18 protein-coding genes are annotated in these 18,818 nt (G+C 54.7%); 13 read left to right on the top strand and 5 right to left on the bottom strand.

What is annotated here, in order from left to right; all coding sequences use genetic code 11:
• Nucleotides 1–106: 106 nt before the first annotated feature.
• The 7 genes from QMQ05_RS06650 (at nucleotide 107) to QMQ05_RS06620 (ending at nucleotide 9,844) form a co-directional block, all read left to right on the top strand.
• A complete protein-coding gene (locus tag QMQ05_RS06650; protein WP_345474033.1) occupies nucleotides 107–1,951 on the top strand; it encodes an ABC transporter substrate-binding protein in 1,845 nt (614 codons plus the stop codon).
• Between the two features lie 78 nt (nucleotides 1,952–2,029).
• Nucleotides 2,030–3,520, top strand: coding sequence for a malate:quinone oxidoreductase (locus tag QMQ05_RS06645; protein ID WP_345474031.1), 1,491 nt, complete (start codon nucleotides 2,030–2,032; stop codon nucleotides 3,518–3,520).
• Nucleotides 3,521–3,730: 210 nt separating this feature from the next.
• Nucleotides 3,731–4,762, top strand: coding sequence for an L-glyceraldehyde 3-phosphate reductase (mgrA, locus tag QMQ05_RS06640; RefSeq protein ID WP_345474029.1), 1,032 nt, complete (start codon nucleotides 3,731–3,733; stop codon nucleotides 4,760–4,762).
• 198 nt (nucleotides 4,763–4,960) lie between these two features.
• Nucleotides 4,961–8,338: an efflux RND transporter permease subunit gene (locus QMQ05_RS06635; RefSeq protein WP_345474027.1), complete on the top strand. Its 3,378-nt coding sequence runs from the start codon at nucleotides 4,961–4,963 to the stop codon at nucleotides 8,336–8,338.
• A gap of 185 nt (nucleotides 8,339–8,523) precedes the next feature.
• Nucleotides 8,524–8,973 (top strand): MarR family winged helix-turn-helix transcriptional regulator, encoded by a 450-nt coding sequence (locus tag QMQ05_RS06630; protein WP_334123358.1) that lies wholly within the window; start codon nucleotides 8,524–8,526, stop codon nucleotides 8,971–8,973.
• Between the two features lie 36 nt (nucleotides 8,974–9,009).
• A complete protein-coding gene (locus tag QMQ05_RS06625) occupies nucleotides 9,010–9,429 on the top strand; it encodes an organic hydroperoxide resistance protein (RefSeq protein ID WP_334123359.1) in 420 nt (139 codons plus the stop codon).
• Nucleotides 9,422–9,844 carry a DoxX family protein gene (locus QMQ05_RS06620; RefSeq protein ID WP_345474024.1) on the top strand — a complete coding sequence of 141 codons (423 nt, stop codon included), beginning with the start codon at nucleotides 9,422–9,424 and terminating at the stop codon, nucleotides 9,842–9,844. Before QMQ05_RS06625 ends, QMQ05_RS06620 begins: the two co-directional genes overlap by 8 nt.
• Before the next feature lie 92 nt (nucleotides 9,845–9,936).
• Here the strand turns inward: QMQ05_RS06620 and QMQ05_RS06615 are convergent, their stop codons facing one another.
• The 4 genes from QMQ05_RS06615 to QMQ05_RS06600 all read right to left on the bottom strand — a co-directional run bounded on the left by QMQ05_RS06615 (nucleotide 9,937) and on the right by QMQ05_RS06600 (nucleotide 12,869).
• Nucleotides 9,937–10,626 (bottom strand): DUF305 domain-containing protein, encoded by a 690-nt coding sequence (locus tag QMQ05_RS06615; RefSeq protein ID WP_345474022.1) that lies wholly within the window; start codon nucleotides 10,624–10,626, stop codon nucleotides 9,937–9,939.
• A 13-nt stretch (nucleotides 10,627–10,639) separates the two neighbouring features.
• Complete coding sequence (locus tag QMQ05_RS06610) at nucleotides 10,640–11,080, bottom strand: hypothetical protein (protein WP_334123362.1); 441 nt, start codon at nucleotides 11,078–11,080, stop codon at nucleotides 10,640–10,642.
• Nucleotides 11,081–11,152: 72 nt separating this feature from the next.
• Entirely contained in the window at nucleotides 11,153–11,947 is a 795-nt protein-coding gene (locus tag QMQ05_RS06605; protein WP_345474020.1) for a hypothetical protein, read from the bottom strand.
• Between the two features lie 4 nt (nucleotides 11,948–11,951).
• On the bottom strand, nucleotides 11,952–12,869 hold the full coding sequence (locus tag QMQ05_RS06600; RefSeq protein WP_345474017.1) for an ATP-binding cassette domain-containing protein: 918 nt from the start codon (nucleotides 12,867–12,869) through the stop codon (nucleotides 11,952–11,954).
• Between the two features lie 135 nt (nucleotides 12,870–13,004).
• Between QMQ05_RS06600 and QMQ05_RS06595 the strand changes: the two genes are divergently transcribed.
• The 6 genes from QMQ05_RS06595 (at nucleotide 13,005) to QMQ05_RS06570 (ending at nucleotide 18,294) form a co-directional block, all read left to right on the top strand.
• Nucleotides 13,005–14,354 (top strand): sensor histidine kinase, encoded by a 1,350-nt coding sequence (locus QMQ05_RS06595; RefSeq protein ID WP_345474015.1) that lies wholly within the window; start codon nucleotides 13,005–13,007, stop codon nucleotides 14,352–14,354.
• A 9-nt stretch (nucleotides 14,355–14,363) separates the two neighbouring features.
• Nucleotides 14,364–15,029, top strand: coding sequence for a response regulator transcription factor (locus QMQ05_RS06590; RefSeq protein ID WP_345474013.1), 666 nt, complete (start codon nucleotides 14,364–14,366; stop codon nucleotides 15,027–15,029).
• 178 nt (nucleotides 15,030–15,207) lie between these two features.
• A complete protein-coding gene (locus QMQ05_RS06585) occupies nucleotides 15,208–16,341 on the top strand; it encodes an LLM class flavin-dependent oxidoreductase (protein ID WP_345474011.1) in 1,134 nt (377 codons plus the stop codon).
• The gene (locus QMQ05_RS06580) at nucleotides 16,325–16,783 is read left to right on the top strand and encodes a MarR family winged helix-turn-helix transcriptional regulator (RefSeq protein ID WP_345474010.1); all 459 of its coding nucleotides are present in this window, start codon (nucleotides 16,325–16,327) and stop codon (nucleotides 16,781–16,783) included. Before QMQ05_RS06585 ends, QMQ05_RS06580 begins: the two co-directional genes overlap by 17 nt.
• A gap of 126 nt (nucleotides 16,784–16,909) precedes the next feature.
• Nucleotides 16,910–17,590 (top strand): hypothetical protein, encoded by a 681-nt coding sequence (locus QMQ05_RS06575; RefSeq protein ID WP_345474008.1) that lies wholly within the window; start codon nucleotides 16,910–16,912, stop codon nucleotides 17,588–17,590.
• A 110-nt stretch (nucleotides 17,591–17,700) separates the two neighbouring features.
• The gene (locus QMQ05_RS06570) at nucleotides 17,701–18,294 is read left to right on the top strand and encodes a dihydrofolate reductase family protein (protein WP_345474006.1); all 594 of its coding nucleotides are present in this window, start codon (nucleotides 17,701–17,703) and stop codon (nucleotides 18,292–18,294) included.
• Between the two features lie 9 nt (nucleotides 18,295–18,303).
• Here the strand turns inward: QMQ05_RS06570 and QMQ05_RS06565 are convergent, their stop codons facing one another.
• Entirely contained in the window at nucleotides 18,304–18,780 is a 477-nt protein-coding gene (locus tag QMQ05_RS06565) for an SRPBCC domain-containing protein (protein WP_345474004.1), read from the bottom strand.
• Nucleotides 18,781–18,818 lie beyond the last annotated feature (38 nt).

Raw genomic sequence — 18,818 nt, 5'->3', positions numbered from 1 at the left:
GCATCGCTTTAGTGCGCTATCTTTGATAAATACCATTCCACTCTCGCCGTATATCGCGACGCGTGGATGTGAAGATTGCTTACCCAAAGGAAGATGAGCTACTCCTGTGCCCGATTTGCCACCAAGTCTCGTATCTCGACGCGCAGTGCTCACCGGTACCTTAGCGACCACCGCACTGGCATTGACTGCTTGCACCGGAGGACCTCAGTCTCAGGCATCATCGACTGGAGCTGCTTCTGCATCATCAGACGCTGTCCCCCGCACACTGCGCTTGGCGGTCTCTGCTCCCCCGGTCAAGCTGGATCCGGCCATCGTTTCGGACAACGAGTCCTTCCGCGTCACGCGCCAAGTCTACGAAACTTTGGTCGATATCGATTTGGATACCGGCGCTACGGTCGCCGGGCTGGCCGAGACCTGGAATGAAAGCAGTGATGGCTTGCGCTACACCTTCAACCTTCGCGAAGGCGTGCATTTTCACGATGGTACGGAGCTAGATGCCGAGGCAGTAGTCAAGAACTTTGAGCGCTGGGAGTCTCTGTCCACATCATTGAGCGCACAATCAGCTCAGGGATTCTTTGATGTCTTCCACCACTACAGCAACATTCCCACCTTGCCCAAGGCCAAAGACCTTGAACTGAGCACCAAAGAAAAAGAAGATGCTACCCCGGAGGAGCTCACTGCAGAGCAGCAGCGCCTCCAACAACTCACCGACCTGCAGAAGCAGTTCACCACAGATCTTTTCCAAGGCAGCTCCAAAGGTGGCACCGCGAGCTACTTCCAGTCCATCGAGGCCACGGATAAGTATGTTGTCACCCTCAACTTGCGTCGCCGACTACCGGGGCTCATTGAAGCCCTAACCCTTCCTGGCATGGCAATCGCTGCGCCCAGCGCGCTGACCGGTGGCCCAGAGGACAATCCTGCAGAATCATTGACCACTGCTCCCATGGGCACCGGGCCGTATAAGTTCCATTCCTTGGAAGACGATCAAGTTCGTTTAGAGATTTTTTCTGATTACTGGGATCAGGATCGACTGAATAACAATAAGCAATATCCTGAAGTCGCCCTGATTTCCTCGGTTCCCTCTCCCTACAACCGCGAGGGCGCCCTACTGGCCGACGAGATTGATGGTTTCGACATGGTTTCAGTTGACACCATGCGCACGCTAGTTCGAAACGCTAAAGTCGTCGTACAACGTGACCCGTTCTCCGTGCTTTATCTGGGGATGGATCAGAAGAATAAATGGCTGGCCAAGCCAAAATTCCGTCAAGCCGTGGCGCACGCAATTAATCGCAGCACCCTTGCCGACAAGTTATTCATCCAGGGCTCCAAGTACGCGCAAACCATTTTGCCGCCGGCACTGAACATCCCCAATCCCGATAACACCGCCTCTCATGATGTGGCCAAGGCTAAAGAGCTCTTGGCAGATGTCGAATATCAAGGCGAGGAAATCGAGTTTGCGTATCCGCTGCATGTCTCCCGCAATTACCTTCCGTTACCTGAACGTACCTTCGCGCAAATTGCTGAAGACCTTGCCAAGGTAGGCATTCGCATCAAGCCTCGTCCCATTGCTTGGACCGATGGTTACGTCAAGACGGTTCAGTCCAATAAGTTCAATGGACTGCATCTGCTTGGATTCTCTGGTGGCTACCGCTCCCCCGATGATTTCCTCTCTGGCATATTGGCTAATAAAGAGAATGAATTCGGCTACAAGTCCGCGTTACTTGACTCACAAATCATGTTGGCTAGATCGATCCCTGTAGGTGAGGAACGCACCGCCGCCTACGCAACCATCATGCAAACCCTGGAGCAGGACCTACCCTTGCTCCCGTTGGTATTTCCGATCTCTGCGCTGGCGTTTAACGGAAATGTCACCTTCTATCCGCCATCGCCGATGCTCAATGAATGCTTCGCCGATGTCCAGATGACGAACTCACCATCCGTCACAAATTAATGACCAGTAGCCCAGTTAAGGATTTCTAACCCAAGGGTGGTTAGGTCTACTCTGGGTTAGAGCAAAGTATCACTGTCGATGGAGATCCTCGTGCCTTCTGAAACGTCAACCGAATCTTTTGACGTAGTACTAATCGGTGCCGGCATCATGAGTGCCACCCTTGGCACTCTGATCAACCAGCTGGAGCCAACCTGGTCCATTGGTCTTTTTGAGAACCTGGACAAGGCCGGTGAGGAATCCTCCTCCCCTTGGAACAACGCAGGCACCGGACACTCGGCCCTGTGCGAGTTGAACTACGCACCGGCTGCGGCTGACGGTTCCGTTGATCCAACTAAGGCTGTTGGCATCAACGAGCAGTTCCAGATCTCCCGCCAGTTCTTCTCCTGGGCAGTAGAAAATAAGCGTGTTGCTGACAATAGCTTCATCAACCCACTGCCTCACATGTCATTCGTTATCGGCGAAGATCACTCCAAGTACCTCAAGACCCGTTACGAGTCACTGAAGACTCAGACGCTCTTCGAGGACATGGAATTCACCAACGACCTGGATACCATCAACCAGTGGACTCCACTGGTGGCCCAGGGTCGCGATGCTTCGCAGACCGTGGCTGCTTCCCGCGTTGTGGCTGGAACCGACGTCGACTTCGGTCGACTGACCAGTGACCTGACCAACTCGTTGAGCGCTGCCGGCGCTTCGGTGAACTACGGTCACAAGGTACAGAATCTCAAGCGCTCCGGTGCTGGTTGGGAACTGACCGTCAAGGACAAGGCTTCGGGCGCAGTAAAGAACGTCAAGGCTAAGTTCGTCTTCGTTGGCGCTGGCGGTGGCGCACTGCCACTGTTGCAGAAGTCCGGTATCGATGAGATCAAGGGCTTCGGTGGCTTCCCAGTCTCCGGTCAGTTCCTGCGTTGCACCGATGAGACGGTCATTGCTCAGCACAATGCCAAGGTCTACGGCCAGGCATCGGTAGGCGCGCCTCCAATGTCGGTTCCTCACTTGGATACCCGTTTTGTTGATGGCAAGCGTTCGCTGATGTTCGGTCCTTACGCTGGCTTCTCCATGAACTTCCTAAAGTCCACCGGTCAGCTTGATTTGCCACTGTCCCTGCGTCTGCACAACATCATCCCAATGTTGGCTGTCGGCAAGGACAACCTGGATCTGACGACTTACCTAATCAAGGAAGTTCTCAAGTCTCGCGCCAAGAAGGACGAGTCACTCACCGAGTACTTCCCAGCTGCCGATGGTTCCCAGTGGGAATTGATCACTGCTGGTCAGCGCGTTCAGGTCATCAAGAAGGATGCCAAGAAGGGCGGCGTACTGCAGTTCGGTACCGAGGTCATCACTTCTTCGGATGGTTCCATGTCCGGTCTGCTCGGTGCTTCGCCAGGCGCTTCGACCGCAACCCCAATCATGATCGGCCTGCTCTCACGCTGCTTCCCGAAGCAGTTTGCAGGCTGGGAATCGAAGCTGAAGGACATCGTTCCTTCCTACGGCCAGAAGCTCAATGAGAACCCAGCACTCTACGCTGAGGTCAAGGCAGCTACTGACAAGACTCTGGGACTGGCTTAGTCCCCATATGCTTTGGACCGCTCACCATTTGGTGGGCGGTCCACTGCGTTTAACAACAGATATCTGAGCCCGTACTATTTGCTTTCATGGTGTCTCTGACGTTCCACTACGACTCATTTCGCAAGAAAGAGTCCTAAATCACTTTTGCCGGTATTCTCAGAAATGTTGTCCAACGCAGACCATGCCGGACATACTTGCTGAAAGGTATCAATGACTTACAGTGCAGCTCAGAACCGTTATGAGTCCATGCCTTACCGTCGCGTCGGGCGTAGCGGACTGAAACTTCCCATCATCTCCTTGGGACTTTGGCATAACTTCGGTGACGACAAGCGTTTTGATGAACAGAGTGCCATTCTGCGCCGAGCCTTCGACCTCGGCGTCACGCACTTTGATCTGGCCAATAACTACGGTCCACCGGATGGCACCGCCGAGACGAACTTCGGTCGGCACCTTGCCCAGGACTTTAAGCCCTACCGTGATGAATTGGTCATCTCCAGCAAGGCCGGGCACCGCATGTGGCCCGGTCCTTACGGCGATGGTGGTTCACGTAAATACTTACTCTCCAGCCTTGACCAGTCGCTAGAGCGCATGGGCCTGGACTACGTGGACATCTTCTATAGCCACCGACCAGACCCAGATACCCCATTGGAAGAAACCATGGGCGCATTGGATCAAGCAGTTCGTTCCGGTAAAGCCCTCTATGCGGGCATTTCCTCCTACTCCCCCGAGCAGACCATTGAAGCGGCTCGAATTCTCAAGGAACTTGGCACACCGCTACTCATCCACCAACCTCATTACTCGATGTTTGATCGCTGGACCGAGGACGGGCAACCGAATCTCTTCCAAGCCCTGGAGCAAGTTGGCGCCGGCTCGATTGCGTTCTCGCCCTTAGCTCAAGGACTGCTGACCAATCGGTATTTGAATGGGATCCCGGAGAACTCCCGTGCCACCAAGGGGCGCTTCCTTTCCGAGTCCGCGATTACCGAACCCATTTTGGAGCGAATTCACGGGCTAAATGATATCGCTGAACAGCGTGGACAGACCTTAGCCCAAATGGCCATTGCTTGGCTCTTGCGCGATCAGCCAGTCGGCACACCGGTGACCTCGGCACTAATCGGTGCTTCCAGCGTGAAGCAACTAGAAGATTCGCTGGCCGCAGTGAATAATCTCGAGTTCTCGACAGAAGAGATGACAGCCATCGATAAGTTCGCTGCCGAACCAGGTGGAAATTTCAGAGCATAATTCTTGCTTCCAAACTCACATTTGTCAGTAGTTGAACCCCTCGAACGCCTTCACATTCAAGGGGTTCTCTTATTGACCTAGTCCAAACGGATGATCTTTGCGGTTTTACTGTCAGAACGGACAGTTGAGCTTTAACAACCACATAGACTTAACATCAAGCCCACTTCCGTACTGCGACCTAACTAGGACTACACCCGCATGCATCGCTTGGCCATCCTGTCACTAAAAAACCGTGCGCTCATTGCACTGGTTACCGTCTTTGCTGCCATATTCGGCGTGATTTCCATGGGCTCGCTCAAGCAAGAGCTCATCCCGTCCATGGAGTTCCCCCAGATCTCAGTCATGGCGACCCAGATGGGTGCCAGCCCGGAGGTCATCGATGAACAAGTCGCTAAGCCGCTGGAAACTTCTTTGCAGGCGGTGGAAGGTCTCGAATCTTCCAGTGCTACCTCTCAGGCGGGTTTCACTCGGATTGCGTTGACCTTCGAATATGGCACGGATATGGACCGCGCACGTTCACAAGTTGAGCGCGCCATCTCCAATGCCAAGCAGCAACTTCCTGATGATGTTGAGCCCACTGCGTTAGCCGGTTCCATTGCTGATCTGCCGGTGCTGATGCTCGCGGTGTCCTCGGATGAGTCGCTCGACGCCCTCAACGATGATGTTGAACGCATTGCACTGCCTAAACTTCAGAAAATCGACGGCGTCCGTGAAGCCTCAGTTTCCGGTGGCGCATCCCAGCACATTGCTGTGATCCCCAAGAACGCCGAGATGACCCGTGCCGGTCTGAGCGTGAGTGACTTGAAGGACGGCATTGAAAATGCTGGCTCGCCCATCCCGGTTGGCAACATGGATGTGGACGGTTTGGAACTGCCAGTTATTGCCGGTTCCACCCCAGATAACCTCGATGCCATCAAAAACATCCCACTGGTCACCGACAATGGTCCAGTTCTGCTCAAGGATGTGGCGGATGTTTCGGTGAAGGCTGATGAAGCTACCAGCATCACCCGTACCAATGGTGAAGAGACGCTTTCCATTTCGGTCACCAAGACCCCGGATGGTGACACCGTCGGGATCTCACATGCGGTTGCAGCCATGGTGGCGGATCTTGAATCAGAGTTGGGCCACAAGGCCACGATGACCACAATTTTTGATCAGGCACCTTTCATTGAGGACTCCATTAGCCACCTGGCTATTGAAGGTGCCCTCGGTTTGGGCTTCGCGGTCATCATCATTCTGATCTTCCTCTTCTCGGTACGCTCCACCTTGGTCACTGCGATCTCGATCCCACTCTCCCTGATGGTCACCTTCATTGGGATGAATGTCTTCGGCTACACGTTGAACATGCTGACTTTGGGTGCGTTGACCATCTCCATTGGTCGCGTGGTGGATGACTCGATTGTTGTCATTGAAAACATCAAACGACATCTGGCCTTTGGTGAGTCCAAAGCTCAATCCATCTTGTTGGCGGTCAAGGAAGTTGCCGGTGCTATTACCGCAGCAACGCTGACTACTGTCGCGGTCTTCCTGCCCATCGCCATGGTTGGTGGTATGGCCGGTGAGCTCTTTAGCCCGTTCGCCTTGACCATGACCATTGCGTTGCTGGCTTCCTTGCTCGTTTCGCTGACCATTGTGCCGGTATTGGCCTACTGGTTCCTGCCGCATCGTCCAGGTAGCGATAAGGTTCGCACGGTTCACGTTGCTGAAGACAAGTCCTGGATGCAACGTGCTTATTTGCCTGTATTGAAGTCCACGCAGAAGCATCCTGTCATTACTTTGCTGGCCTCGGTGCTGATTCTGGCTGGGACCGCCGCCATGACTCCGCTGCTCAATACCAACCTATTGGGTTCCACCGGTGAAAACTCCATCACCGTCACCGCGAAGATGCCTTCAGGCACGGCCCTCAATACGACGGCGGACGAAGCAGCAAAGATTGAGTCTAAGCTGCGTGATATCGATGGTGTTGAAGATGTACAGATGACTGTCGGTACCGCCAGTGGTATCGCAGCCATGTTTGCTTCCGGCTCCGATACTGCCAACTTCACGGCGATCACCAATCCTGATGTTGATCAGGAAGCACTAGGTAATACGGTTCGTGAGCAGATCAAGGGCTTGGATCTTTCCAAGGACATGACCGTCACTTTCGGCTCCAACTCTTCTGCAATGACCTCTAGCGATGTCACCGTTGAGGTCAAGGCTCCGGATGAGACGATCCTGCGTGAGGCCACGCAGAAGATGCGCGATGCACTGAAGGATACTGCCCACGTCACCGGGATTACCGATAACCTATCGGCCGAACGCGAGCAGGTCTCCATCGACATCGATGCTGAAAAGGCTGCTGCTGCCGGGCTGACCGAAACACAGTTGGCTGGCATGGTTGCTGGTCAGGTCTCCCCTGTACCTGCCGGTACGCTGCGTCTGGACTACACGGACCTGACCGTACAGATCGGTGAAGGCCTGAAACTGGATAGCTTGCAGAAGCTGCGCGAGCTGAAGATCCCGACGGCCACCGGCGTGAAGGAACTTCAGGACCTTGCCAAGGTTGACCGTGCCAAGGTCGTCCAGCAGGTCACCACCTCCAATGGTGAGCGCATCGCCACTGTCACGCTGACGCCCGAAGAAAACATGCTGGGCAGGGTTTCTACGGAGGTCACCAAGTCCCTGGAAACCGTGCAACTGCCAGAAGGTGCCAGCGCGGAGATCGGTGGCGCTGCCACCGAACAGGCTGACTCCTTCAACCAGCTGTATCTGGCACTGCTGGCGGCTATTGCCATTGTCTACGTGATCATGGTGGCCACCTTCAAGTCGCTGATCCAGCCTCTGGTCCTGTTGGTCTCCATTCCATTCGCAGCCACCGGCGCCATCGGCTTGCTGCTGATCTCCGGCATTCCGCTGGGCTTGCCGTCACTGATCGGTATGTTGATGCTGGTGGGCATCGTAGTCACCAACGCCATCGTGCTCATCGACTTGATCAACCAGTACCGCTTGGCTACCCCAGAGCGTGAAGCGATGAGTTTGGATGATGCGATCATGCACGGCGCTCGTCAGCGTTTGCGCCCGATTCTCATGACCGCATTGGCCACCATTTTCGCGTTGATTCCAATGGGTCTTGGATTGACCGGTCAGTCCGGGTTCATTTCACAGCCCTTGGCTGTGGTGGTCATTGGTGGCTTGGTGTCCTCCACCCTGCTGACGTTGATTCTGGTGCCGGTCTTGTACCGCCTGGTTGAGTCGCGCAAGGAAAAGCGGGCCCTACGTCGGGCTAACCGTAAGCATTCGGCTCAGAAGGAGACCGACGCGGCAGATCTTGCTGTGGCCATGGATTCTGCCACTGCTAAGATCACCGCTCCTGCCAACCCATCGGTATCAAAGCCTGCGGCAACGAAAACTGAGGCAGCGAAGACTGAGGCGGCCAAGCCGTCGAAGCCGGCTTCGACTGAGCCTGCGACAAACAGTGATTCCAAGAATTCCTTGGTTCATCCGTTGACCGGGCAGATCCCGACTACCCGTAAGGAACGCCGCGAGATCGAAGAGATGCTCAATAAGTCGACGAAGGATTCAACTAACGAATCCTAACGTCAGGTGCGTTGCGGGTCGGAAGCCAGTTAGCTGGCTTCCGACCCGTTTTGCTTTCTCAACCTCGTCTTTTATCAGCGTTGTAAGCGCCGCATGCAGGTTCTGTGCGCCAGGCATGACAGCTATGCAACAGATCACCATTATTTTAAGTTGTGCACAATTCAATTGTGTGCAATGATTTTCTCATGGCAATAGTTGATGAAATGGTGTGCTTCGCTCTGTACTCCGCAAGCCGAGCAACAACCAGGGCCTACACGGAGCTCCTTTCCCCTTGGCAGCTGACCTACACCCAGTACTTGGTGTTGGTTGTGTTGTGGAACGAAGGATCAAAGCCCGTCCGAGAAATCGGCGAGATGCTCCAGCTTGATTCCGGGACCCTCTCCCCACTGCTTCGCCGCCTCGAGAACAAAGAGTTCATCCGGCGCGAACGTAGCGAGACCGATACCCGGGTGGTGAATGTGGAACTGACCGAGCAAGGCAGCGCCCTTCGCAAGGAACTGGCCCACATTCCAGAACAGATTGCCTGCGGCACCGGATTGCCGGACATCCAAAGCGCTAGAGAATACCTGGACACCCTGCATCAAATCACCGAACAGATGCAGAAACTGCCCATCAAAATCCAGCCCACCAACTAGCCCAGAACACCTCAACCTTTTAGGAAAGGCACAACAATGGAAGCTCTTTACACCGCAGAAGCACTCTCCACCGGCCAGGGTCGCGAAGGCCGCACCCAGACCCCCGATGGAAAACTGGACCTAGTCCTCACCGTGCCAAAAGACTTGGGTGGCAGCGGACTGGGCACCAACCCAGAGCAGCTCTTTGCCGCAGGATACTCGGCCTGCTTCCATTCGGCATTGAACACCGTAGCCCGCGCTCGCAAGATCAAGGTTGAGGATTCCAGCGTTGGCGGACGAGTCAGCCTGCACCGCGAGGGCGAAGGCTACAAGCTCTCGGTTGAATTGGAAGTCATCATCCCAGGTATGGATCACGATGCAGCTCAGGAACTTGCTGACGCCGCCCACGCTGTATGCCCATACTCAAACGCCACCCGTGGCAACATCGACGTGACCATCACCGTTTCGGATGACTAATCAGCTCAGCAAGAAAAGGCATGCAGTTCGGCTGACCCTTGGCGCCTTCTTGACCTATGCAGGTGTAAGCCACCTCAGCTTTGGTCGAGAAGAGTTCCAAGCGCAGGTTCCACGGTCCCTTCCAATGGATCCAGATCTGGTAGTCATTCTTTCAGGAGTGACGGAGGTCGGCTTGGGACTATCGCTGATGACCCTACTGAAGAAGCGGGTTCATGTCGGGTGGATTGTTGCCTTGTTCTTCGTGGCAGTCTTCCCAGGAAATATTGCTCAGCTTCTTGATCACCGGGACGCATTCGGTTTGGATACCGATGGGAAACGTGTTGCGCGACTGTTCTTCCAGCCGGTTCTGATCGCCCTTGCTCTTTGGGGCACCGGGGCATGGCGTGACCGTGCACAGTTACGCACCAAGGACTAAAGAGGACTCGACTCAATACGAGTAGTGGGCAGGACACCTTTTGGTGTCCTGCCCACTACTAGTTTTCAGAGCAAACAGATCTACAACGGAGCTTAGAGTCTGCTCAACATGTCCTTCATCTGTTGAATCTCTTGATTCTGAGATTCAACGATGCTCTCTGAGAGCTTGATGGCCTCAGGGTCCGAGCCTTGATCTATTTCAGTCCTCGCCATCTCGACCGCTCCTTCATGGTGCTGGATCATCTGTTCCAGAAAAAGCTTGGCGGCTTCCCTTCCTTGAGCATTTTTCAGCTTTAATATGTCCTCCGACGAAACCATTGCCTCACCATGATCCATCTGTTGGTGATCCATTCCTTCTGGCATATCCCACGAGGCGAGCCAGCGGTCCATGAGTTCAATCTCTGGACCCTGAGCGGACTTGATTTCTTCAGCCACCTTTTGCACCTCGGCTGGAATTTGCTCTTTGCCCAAAACCTCCGTAGACATTTCCATGGCTTGTTCATGATGAGCCTTCATGCCACTGGCGAAATTCATGTCTGCCGCGTTTGCGTCTTTAGAGCTCACTTCCGGCGCCGAGGTCATCTGATGCGCCATTCCGTGGTCTACTGAGTCTTTCGCATCGTCTTGGGGCTGACTTGCTGTGCAAGCGGTCAACACTATGAGAGCACTCAGCGATAGGGCGCTGAAGTATAGGGACTTGTTCTTCATGGGTTCTCCTACGTTGCCTGATTGACTAGTGCCTTGTATGTTTCGGCACAGAAAAGATCTAGCAAGCAAAAACATGCTTGCCACCTCATCACGTTCGGCTAATCCCTAACGCGGTCAGATCTGGCTTGGTAGACGCTTGCTCCCGGAGATCTCGTAGCAAAACGATTAGCCGTAAATCAAACTTTTTTCTGCAGGCGCGAAGTCCCGGTGGACGCAAAACTAGCAGCAGGGCCAACAATGCAAGAATGCATCCGACTGCAGACAATTCATGGTTCATAGGGCATGTGGAACACCCATGCTGATCATCGTATTGTTGTAGCGGTATTTGAGAATCAATAATCGCATGATCAGCGAGTTGTTCTTGTTCGTGTGTGCTTGGGTGCCCGTTCGGTGACATGCTTGGTGCAATCAAAATATGCATTGAAAACAGTCCAAGAAAAACGGCACCTAACAGCAAAGCTAATTGCATCAGCAGCAGAGAAGGAAGGCCCTTCTGGTTCCGACGCATCGCATTGCGGTTTTTGCCCATGAACATCAACATACCGAAGTTCAGTTCCCATTCGTAAATCAACAGGCGCCGTAGGCGTGGGGCCAGCCCGGATTAGGCGTCCCGCTTTTTCATCATCAGCATCCCGGCGCCCAACAGTATTACGCTCCAAAGCGCAAGAACCACCACGGCCAGGACTGGCCCATACGGTTCGCTGGCACCGGTCGCCATGAACGTTGCAGCGTTGGTGGGTAGGTACTGAATCAGCGATTGAACCCAATCAATGGGTATCAGCCCAAGGATTTGCGGCAGTCCAATCACAAGCACAATCAATGAGATTAATGCTCCCGTTGAGTTGCGGCACAGTAGACCCAGCCCCAGGGCCATGAGACTCAACAATGCCAGATAGGTTCCGGCCCCCAAGGATGCCGAGAATAGCTCAGACACATCAAACTCTCCGTACCTACCGGCAGCCAGAGCTGTCGGAATGGTTGCTACCGGGATGAGCACGAGACCGGTAAGAAAACCAAAAATTCCAAGCACCAAAGCTTTCGCGCCCGCAAGTATAGCTCGACGTGGCACCGCTTGCAGCGTGCTACTCATTGTTCCGCTGGAGTATTCGCCAGTTAGGTGCAAGGCAGCGGCCGCCGCAAAAAATAGTTGCCCAAACTGCAAGGTGGCAAACACGATCAAGGGTGCGGGCATTACGGAATCTATACCGTTTTCGCCACTGGCTTTGGCGCTGGCTCCCAGCAACCACCCTAGGCCCACCGTAACCACGAGACCGACCATATAAAGTCCCGTCAGCGAGCGTAGTCCGAAGAATTTCGTGATTTCAGCCCGGGCAGTAGCCAATAGCACTGAGAGGCCATGGGCCGAGTGCGATTCGGCAAGATCTAGTGTTTTCATTGGTTCAGCCTCTTTCTACTGATGGTGCTGAGAATTCCATTGACTCTTGGGTTAGCTGGTTATACGCGGATTCCAGCGACCCGTGAGCTGCACTCAATTCGTGAAGTTCGATGCCGTTGGCAAAGGCCAATGCACCGGTTGCTTGAAGTCCAAGGCCGATGACTTCTATCAGCTGCTCATCCACCACCCTGAATTTGAGATTTCGGCTGGTGAGCAGGTCGGCGAGCGCCAGTACGTGTGGCGAGCGTACGGTCACGACCAGTTCGGTGGCTTCATTGATCAGCTGTTGAGTGGTGGCGTTGGCGATCAGATCCCCACGGCCGATCAGGATGAGTTGGTCTGCCACTTGCTGCACTTCACTCATCAGGTGGCTGGAGACGAATACCGTTCCTCCTTGATCAGCACGGTTTCGCATCAGCTGGCGAATCCAGGTGATTCCTTGCGCGTCCAGTCCATTCATCGGTTCATCGAGAATGAGGATGTCGGGGTCAGCGAGTAATGCGGCACTAATACCTAAACGTTGGCGCATGCCAAGGGAGAATCCCCTGATGCGTTTGGTTGCCACGCTGCTGAGTCCGGATTCTTCGAGGACCTGCTCAACTCGTTGTTGGCGTACTCGGTTGCTCTGGGCCAGCGCGCGCAGGAATGTTCGTGGAGTGTGTCCGGGGTGTCCGGCCGTGCCACTAATATGCGCGCCTACGGTGTGCATGGGGTAGGTCAACTGGTCATAGCGTTGCCCGTTAATTAATGCCCGGCCACTGGTGGGTGCATCTAGTCCAAGGATCATCCGCATGGTGGTGCTTTTCCCGGCTCCGTTGGGCCCGAGGAAGCCGGTGACTTTTCCGGGATGAATCTCAACGCTCAATTGGTTGACGGCTCGGGTAGTTCCGTAGTGTTTACTCAGCGATTCAAAGGTGATCATGGTGTGCTCCTTTTGTTGTTTCAACCCTGTCATTGGGCGCGGCCTGGCACACCGGCATTTAGTCGGCATTACTAACCGGGGATCCCCTACTTTGGTCGGTGTCTGCCCAAGCAGATTTTCAGTAGCATGTTCAGCATGACTACCCAGCTCAAGCAGATCCTCTTGTTGATCTTTCTCGCGTTGAGCGCCTACCTACTTCCGATTTCTACCAATGGGGCGTGGTTGGTGCTGGCGCCTGTTGCAGCCGTGGGTAGCTTTTTTGCAGGCCGTTACGTGGCTTCTGCCCTTCACGGCATTGTTGCCCTAGTTGCTGGAGCGCTCGCTTCAGGTGTGAGCCTGCTGCTTTCGGCACATGTCAGTGCGCTGACCTTCGCTTTGAATATCAGTACCGGGGTGGTTCTCTTTGTGCTGTTACCCTGGTGGGCGGGGCGGGCCAGAGCCAATACATTAGCCTTTCGTGCACAGGAGCGGCACCATCTAGAACTTCAAGCCAAGCTACGTGAGCGCGCTCGAATAGCTGAGGCGATGCATGACCAGCTGGGTCACGATATGGCGTTATTGGCCTTGTCCACCGGCGGTTTACAAGTGTCTTTGGACAAGGACACCGAGGCATATTCGCAAGCAGTGCGTATCCGTGCTCAGGCGGATGAGGCCGTTGAGCATCTACACGAAATTATTGAGGTTCTTCGTGAACCGGATGAACAGGCATCGTTGGTTCCTTCTGATCAGTCGGTGGATCGCCTGATCGATCAGGCGCGGAATCGTGGCATGCAGATCGACTACCAGATCAGCGGTCCATTACTGATCGATGCGACCGATGCCGAAACGGGTGCTGTGGTGCGCCAGGTACTACAGGAGACGCTGACGAACGCTGCCAAATATGCTCCACGGCAACCGGTGAGCATTAATATTGATACGCGTCACCAGCCCGTCAGGGTGCGGATCAGTAATCCATTGGAGGGCCAGCCAATACCGCAGCGCCCCGGAGCCTCGGGGTTGCGTGGTTTGCGAGAAGTCCTGGAACGGCACGGCGGCTCGTTGAGTGTGAACCATTCCGAGACTTCCTTTGATGTCGTCGCCGAAGTGCAGCGCAGTCGGCCCCGGCGAGAATCCGCATCGGCCACCTCGGCACCCAAACGGACCTCGCGCTGGCTATTGGTACTTGTTCCGGTGTGCGCGGTGGCGGTTATGGTTGTGGGTTTGTATGTCTTGCAGCTGGCGACCTTCCGGGCAACAGCCTTGAGCCCGTCAGATTTCCAACAACTCAAGCCGGGGATGACCCGCACTGAAGTGGCACAGCGTGTTCAGGCTGAAGGCTTGGATCAGCCGCTTCCGGTCATCGATGAATCACAACAACCTGCCAGCGGTCAGTGTCGGTACTATGCGGCACGTACCGGGGTGTTGGAATTCGGCAGCGAAATGTTCCGCCTTTGTTTCACCGACGATGTGCTCACATCCGCTGACCATCTTTACCCTGCACCTTAGGATCGGATTATGAGCTCAGGACTACCGATAGGCCTCCTACTGGTTGATGATGACCCGTTAATCCGGGCAGGGCTTGGCACTATCTTGGCTAGTGATCCTGGATTAAAAATCTTGGGTGAAGCGGAGAATGGACTGAGGGCTATCGAGTTGGCATCGCGCCTGCAACCTGAGGTGATCATGATGGATATTCGCATGCCGCAGCTTGATGGGCTCGGGGCGATGGAGCGGATTCTCGCCGAGTCTGCGACGGCCAAGGTGCTCATCCTGACCACTTTTGGCGAGGAAGAGTATATTGATCGCGCCATGTCCGTTGGGGCTGCGGGTTTTATGCTCAAAAGTTCTGACCCTGAAGAGTTGATTCGAGGAGTCTACTCTGTGGCCGATGGAGCAGCAGCGCTGTCGCCGCGTATTGCCAAGCGTCTGGTGGACAAGTTTCGCAGTGTGGATCATGATCGGCGCGCGAGGGCCATGGGCTTGATCGAGCAGCTGACGCCCCGGGAGCATGATGTTTTGGCGCTTGTGGGAGCGGGGAATTCTAATTCGGAAATCGCCGATGTACTGGTGCTCACGCCCGCCACTGTGAAGGGCCATATGACTTCGATTTTGATCAAGCTCAAGGTACGCAATCGTGTTGAAGCGGCGTTGATTGCTTACCAAGGCGGACTGGTCGACTAGCTGCTTGGAGTCCTAGAACTACGTCTCTTGCGCTCTAACACTGCGAGAAATTCTGGTGTGCCACCGGGCAGGGTCCAACTCCGGGAATATTTGACGCATCAACTTGTTATTACATGCATACGCATATAAATTAGAGATGAGCGTACACCGCAGAATCTCATCACAAGTAGGAGTGAACATGCAGTTCGGAGTATTTTCAGTCAGCGACATCACCCAGGATCCCACCACCGGTCACATCCCTACCGAAAAAGAACGCATTGACGCCGAGGTAGCCATCGCCAAAAAGGTCGAAGAGATCGGCATGGATGTCTTCGCCATCGGCGAGCACCACAACAAGCCGTTCTTCTCCTCCTCCCCCAGCACCATCCTGGCGTACATCGCCGCCCAGACCGAACGCATCATCCTGTCCACCACCACCACGCTGATCACCACCAACGACCCGGTGAAGATCGCCGAAGACTTCGCGATGCTCCAGCACCTGTCCGATGGACGCACCGATATTGTCCTGGGCCGCGGCAACACCGGCCCGGTCTACCCATGGTTCGGAAAGAACATTCAGGACTCGGTGAACCTGACCGTAGAGAACTACAACCTGCTGCGCCGACTCTGGGATGAAGAGATAGTGAACTGGGAAGGCAAATTCCGCACTCCCCTGCAGAACTTCACCTCGACGCCTCGACCACTCGATGATGTGGCACCCTTCGTCTGGCACGGCTCGATCCGTACCCCACAGGTCGCTGAGATCGCTGCCTACTACGGTGATGGCTTCTTCGCCAACAACATCTTCTGGCCTAAGGAGCACTATCAGCAGCTGATCAACCTCTACCGTGAGCGCTACGAACACTACGGTCACGGCAAAGCCCACCAGGCGGTCGTTGGTCTCGGTGGCCAGTTCTACATGGCCAAGGATTCCCAACAGGCCGTCAAGGAATTCCGCCCCTACTTTGATAACGCCCCGGTCTACGGCCATGGCCCATCACTGGAAGACTTCACCGCGCAGACCCCCTTGACCGTGGGCTCGCCACAGCAGGTACTGGAGAAGACCCTGACCTTCCAGGAATACTTCGGCGACTACCAGCGCCAACTATTCCTCGTGGACCACGCTGGTCTTCCACTGAAGACCGTACTGAACCAGCTGGATATGTTTGGCGAATACGTACTGCCTGAACTGCGCAAGGAAATGGAATCGCGGGCACCAGCAGATCTGACCCCAGCCCCAACCCATGAAGGGCTGGTAGCTGCTCATCGGGCTAAACTGGAAGCTGACGTAGCAAACACCAAGGAGCCAGTAGTCAGTGACCGGGACCAATAAAGCAGTAGCCTCATTGAAGGTCACCACCGACGCCTGGGAATCCTTGTTCCGGGCGCAGGTGGCGGTGATGCGTCAGATTGCAGCAATGCCGGAGTTCGGCAAGCTGTCGATGCGTGAATATGACGTGCTGTTCAACTTGCGGACCTGCCCGGGCGGAAAAAGCCGCATGGTTGATTTGAATAAGCAGTTACTGATCTCCCAGCCAAGCCTCAGCCGCATGGTGGTACGACTAGAAGAGCAAGGACTAGTCGTACGTGAGCCAGACCCAGCGGATCAGCGTGCCACGCAGCTCTCGTTGACCGACAAGGGACTGAAGATGCAGCAAGAAATCGGTCGCGAGCATGTCAAGCACCTGCATGAGCTTTTGGGATCGGCGCTGAGCGAAGAAGAATTTAATCAACTCAACCGCCTGAGCACCAAACTGCGCGAAGCGGTGCAATGACAACGTCCCGGCACCCACAAACTGATGCAACAACCATCAACGTGCGGGCGCCGGGATCACTGAAGAGATTCACGTAAAGCTCAATGACCGGCACCGACACTTTCAAGAGAAGATAAACCAGCTGCAATGAACGAACCGCTTTTGAACCTAGATGACGCTGCGAGACAACTTGGAGTGGATACCAAGTCTCTACGTAGCTATCTGCGCAAACACCGCCCCAAGGGTGCCGTTCAAAAGCCGCCTCAGCCCGGTGGGCTATGGCACGTTAGCACTACCTTATTGCTTCAGCTGCAGATTGCTGGCGCACCGGAGCTGAAGATCACCCTTCGAGCCATTGATGAGTCAGTCCTCGCATCCCTGGATTGGTCACCTTGGCTCCCCTTCGAGCAAGCCGCCACTACCGCACCGGTAGCTCCTGGCGTTTATATGCTCCGACGCACCGACCAGCCTGATGCTGCCCCAATCTATATCGGGGCCGCAGGAGAACGAAGCGGCAAAGGCTTGCGTGGCAGACTCAAAATCTACTCCAGCGGAGTAGGTGCCACCTCCGGCTTCGGTAAGCATGCCTTTGACGATGCTCTCAAAGATCCACAGTGGCTTCGCCAACTCGCCGCTGAAGCAGAAGCTGGCACCCCTTCGACTATTCAAACGGTCGCCCGGCGTGCCATCGACCGTTTAGAGCTAGAGGTTCGCTGGGTCACCTGTATCCATCGCAAAGCCGCCCTAGTTATAGAAGATGCATTGATCAAGCAGCATCATCAGACCGTATGGAATGTTGCAGGGGTGCCCCAACAATCGGCCGACTAGCCATTTGCAACTCAACAACGAGATTTTTCCTTGATTCTCGCTCGGTTCAGGTTCACTGTGGAACTATCAGGTAGACCTCGCTGCACCAGTGCTGATTCAAGGAGATAGCCATGGGGGACGTTGTTTGTGATGTCACGGTGTCATTAGACGGTTTCTGTGCTGGAGTGAACCAAAGCATGCAGAACCCCTTAGGTGAGGGTGGCGAGTCATTACACCGTTGGCAGTTTGAACAAACTGATCAGAATGCTGAAGAGATCGCTGCCATCACCCAGGCTTCGGCATTCATCATGGGGCGCAATATGTTCGGACCACCAGCCGGCGACATCAACGTTGACTGGGATGGCTGGTGGGGAGATAACCCGCCATATCATGCTCCAGTTTTTGTGCTCACCCACCATCACCAACCAACCTTGTGTTTAGAAGGTGGAACAAGTTTTCAATTCATCACCCGAGGAATCCACGAAGCCCTCGAAGAAGCTCGGGAAGCTGCCGGTGAGCAACACGTAGCCATCGCCGGCGGAGCACAGACCATCACGCAATTCCTTCAAGCGGGACTCATTGATGAATTACGACTCCACATCGCACCCATTCAATTGGGGCACGGCGAAGCCATTACTACCGAAGATATCGGCCTTCACATGGATCGAGTATCCCGACGTGAGACACCCCTAGTTACTCACGTGACATATCAGCGCCGGCGATAGTCAGAGTTTCTACTTATAAAAACCGTCGCGGAGATTGATCCCGTATTCCAGCCATGCCTTCATAGCCGCGAGCATCCCGGTCCATCCTTCACAATTACCGAAGGCCGCTTTAATTCCTTCAGGGCTGGCTTCCCAACCGGCCTCGGTAATGACCACCTTGGTGCGGGTTCCATCGTCCATCGAGGTGAATTCGAAGGTCACCGTCGTCAGGTTGCCTTCGGCTGTTCCTTTATCGGCGCCCCACTGCACGACAATCTTGCGTGGGTACTCAGTTTCAATCACTTGGACTGGGAAGGCACCGGGAAAATCGTGGAAGTCCCAGGTGACGGTGTTACCGGTTTCTAATCTTCCTTGGGCTCCGCCGGTCGTGAAATAGCTGGATAATTGCACGGGGTCTGCCACGGCGTCATAATCCTGGGTTACCGATTTGGAAATGATGCCGGAGACATTGAAGGAGAGTTTCTCTTGCTCTTGAGGTGAGGACATATTTTATGTTTACGCCCGTTGCTCTCAGCAGACAATAG

Origin of the sequence: Glutamicibacter sp. B1, from assembly GCF_039602135.1 — a bacterium.
GTDB classification, from domain to species: domain Bacteria; phylum Actinomycetota; class Actinomycetes; order Actinomycetales; family Micrococcaceae; genus Glutamicibacter; species Glutamicibacter ectropisis.
This window is presented reverse-complemented; position numbering and strand designations above follow the sequence as displayed.

Excerpts from the sequence above, each read along its gene's own strand:
- QMQ05_RS06645 (WP_345474031.1), top strand. The coding sequence starts at position 2,030 with ATGGAGATCCTCGTGCCTTCTGAAACGTCAACCGAATCTTTTGACGTA.
- mgrA (WP_345474029.1), top strand. The coding sequence starts at position 3,731 with ATGACTTACAGTGCAGCTCAGAACCGTTATGAGTCCATGCCTTACCGT.
- QMQ05_RS06635 (WP_345474027.1), top strand. The coding sequence starts at position 4,961 with ATGCATCGCTTGGCCATCCTGTCACTAAAAAACCGTGCGCTCATTGCA.
- QMQ05_RS06630 (WP_334123358.1), top strand. The coding sequence starts at position 8,524 with ATGGCAATAGTTGATGAAATGGTGTGCTTCGCTCTGTACTCCGCAAGC.
- QMQ05_RS06625 (WP_334123359.1), top strand. The coding sequence starts at position 9,010 with ATGGAAGCTCTTTACACCGCAGAAGCACTCTCCACCGGCCAGGGTCGC.
- QMQ05_RS06620 (WP_345474024.1), top strand. The coding sequence starts at position 9,422 with ATGACTAATCAGCTCAGCAAGAAAAGGCATGCAGTTCGGCTGACCCTT.
- QMQ05_RS06615 (WP_345474022.1), bottom strand. The coding sequence starts at position 10,626 with ATGTTTTTGCTTGCTAGATCTTTTCTGTGCCGAAACATACAAGGCACT.
- QMQ05_RS06610 (WP_334123362.1), bottom strand. The coding sequence starts at position 11,080 with ATGGGCAAAAACCGCAATGCGATGCGTCGGAACCAGAAGGGCCTTCCT.
- QMQ05_RS06605 (WP_345474020.1), bottom strand. The coding sequence starts at position 11,947 with ATGAAAACACTAGATCTTGCCGAATCGCACTCGGCCCATGGCCTCTCA.
- QMQ05_RS06600 (WP_345474017.1), bottom strand. The coding sequence starts at position 12,869 with ATGATCACCTTTGAATCGCTGAGTAAACACTACGGAACTACCCGAGCC.
- QMQ05_RS06595 (WP_345474015.1), top strand. The coding sequence starts at position 13,005 with ATGACTACCCAGCTCAAGCAGATCCTCTTGTTGATCTTTCTCGCGTTG.
- QMQ05_RS06590 (WP_345474013.1), top strand. The coding sequence starts at position 14,364 with ATGAGCTCAGGACTACCGATAGGCCTCCTACTGGTTGATGATGACCCG.
- QMQ05_RS06585 (WP_345474011.1), top strand. The coding sequence starts at position 15,208 with ATGCAGTTCGGAGTATTTTCAGTCAGCGACATCACCCAGGATCCCACC.
- QMQ05_RS06575 (WP_345474008.1), top strand. The coding sequence starts at position 16,910 with ATGAACGAACCGCTTTTGAACCTAGATGACGCTGCGAGACAACTTGGA.
- QMQ05_RS06570 (WP_345474006.1), top strand. The coding sequence starts at position 17,701 with ATGGGGGACGTTGTTTGTGATGTCACGGTGTCATTAGACGGTTTCTGT.
- QMQ05_RS06565 (WP_345474004.1), bottom strand. The coding sequence starts at position 18,780 with ATGTCCTCACCTCAAGAGCAAGAGAAACTCTCCTTCAATGTCTCCGGC.